The sequence below is a fragment of the Agromyces sp. NPDC029043 genome (assembly GCF_055564615.1).
In genome coordinates this window covers 1-1,799 of the sequence record NZ_JBVHVX010000060.1, presented here as the reverse complement: position 1 = coordinate 1,799, position 1,799 = coordinate 1, and the positions used below count along the sequence as shown (strand labels likewise).

Annotated in this window: 2 protein-coding genes and 1 pseudogene; 2 read left to right on the top strand and 1 reads right to left on the bottom strand. The window is 65.3% G+C overall.

From position 1 onward, the window contains the following. Window positions 1-231: pseudogene (locus ACZ4TW_RS23990) on the top strand (hypothetical protein); the annotation flags it as partial. Continuing rightward, window positions 228-557: a metal-sensitive transcriptional regulator gene (locus tag ACZ4TW_RS23985; protein WP_006357621.1), complete on the top strand. Its 330-nt coding sequence runs from the start codon at window positions 228-230 to the stop codon at window positions 555-557. The pseudogene ACZ4TW_RS23990 and the gene ACZ4TW_RS23985, both read left to right, overlap by 4 nt. A gap of 22 nt (window positions 558-579) precedes the next feature. On the opposite strand, the gene ACZ4TW_RS23980 is transcribed toward ACZ4TW_RS23985, so the two are convergent. Further along, window positions 580-1,515 (bottom strand): M23 family metallopeptidase, encoded by a 936-nt coding sequence (locus ACZ4TW_RS23980; protein WP_465547017.1) that lies wholly within the window; start codon window positions 1,513-1,515, stop codon window positions 580-582. Between the last annotated feature and the right edge of the window lie 284 nt (window positions 1,516-1,799).

Here is a 1,799-nt window from a genome sequence, read left to right as displayed (position 1 = left end):
TGGTGGGCAGCGGGATACAACCTGATCTCTGTACCGCTGGCCGCTGGAATTCTTGCGCCCATCGGGTTCGTCCTGCCGATGTCGGTCGGAGCGATCCTGATGTCAGCCTCGACGGTCGTGGTCGCACTCAACGCGCAACTGCTGCGCCGACTCGACCTGCACCCAGGCGCGAGTACAGTGCGTGCACTGCAGCACAACCGACCGCGATCCACTGAGAAGGTGAGTCCATGACCACTGCCTCCGCCCCGGGAAACTCCTCCGCACCGGAACACTCCTCCCACGGTTACATCAGCGACAAGGGCAAATACCTGGCCCGGCTCAAGCGCATCGAAGGCCAATCCCGAGGTATCCACCGGATGGTCGATGAGGAGCAGTACTGCATCGACATCCTGACCCAGATCTCGGCGCTGACCAAGGCACTGGAGGGGGTGGCGCTGGGCTTGCTCGACGACCACCTCACCCACTGCGTGCTCGATGCCGCCCACTCCGGCGGCGACGAGGCACAGGAGAAGATCGCTGAAGCCTCGGCGGCCATCGCTCGCCTCGTTCGTTCCTGACCCACCACACCGCGCTGGCTCGTCACAGGCGTCGTTCGCCGACCCACTGGGGCACCACCGGCCCCGGCGCGGGGGCGTCGGCATCAGCGGCCATCGCCAGAACCACCCCACGATCGGCCAGCCACTGTGCCGGATCAACGTTGACTCCCGTCGGATCGAGAACCTCGAAATGCAGATGCGGGCCGGTCGACACCCCACGGTTGCCCACCGTGGCGATCGATTGCCCCATCCGTACTCGCGCGCCCTGCTCGAGCAGATTCTCGTCGTTGTGGCCGTAGGTGGTGATCGTGCCGTCATCGTGGCGGATCCGCATCCACAACCCGAACCCCTCAGCGGGTCCGGAGGTGATGACTTCCCCGTCAGCCACAGCGACAATCGGCGCACCCAGATCATTACCGATATCAATGCCCTGATGGCCCCGTCCGTCACCGAAGGTGGACGTGATCTCACCCGCAGTCGGCGCCACCGCGCCGCCACTACCGGGCAGCAGCGGCGTCGGCGTTCCGGGTTCCTGCGGTTGGGGGCCATGCGGCTCGTTCGGATCGTGCGGCACGATCGCGGCGATCAGGGTGGCCACCAGCCGGGCCAGCGGTAACGCGTCGATGATCCGGAACCCGTCTATCGGATCGATGCGCGAAAACGTTCCGAAGCACTGCAGCGCGCTCACACTGCCCGCATCGCCGACACTGCCCGACTGGGCCTGAGCGCCCAGGCAGGACGCCGCCTGCGTGATCGGCTCCCCCAAACTCGCCGCTGCAGCACCACCCAATGCGGCCTTCACCGAGTCCTGCACGATCGCGATCAACTCCCCGGCCACATGTCCATCGGTCGAGGCCGCCGCCGGTGCGGTGGCGATCACAGGCGCAACGCCCACACACACCGCCACCGCCACCCCCAGCGCCTTGGGGCCCCACCGCTGCCCCGCCTTGACCCGTAGCGATGTCAACACCATCTGCATGCGGTCGCACCTTCCCCACGGACGTCGTAGACCCACGCACTAGTGCCATGCGTGTACCCGCGAGATCACACCACAAGTCACTTGTGCCCCACCAGTCACACGCGGCTCCACTACGAAGCGAACTAATCGGGCATTAGCGGCGTTGTTTGCGCAGTTCACCGCCCGTTTTGTGGGCACCGGACAGGCGAGTAACTACTATCGGTGTTAGTAGAATTGTTATCGAAGCGCCGCCGGGCGGTGGCGAAGTATCACTCTTGAGGAGGAGATCGATGAGAGTCACACGA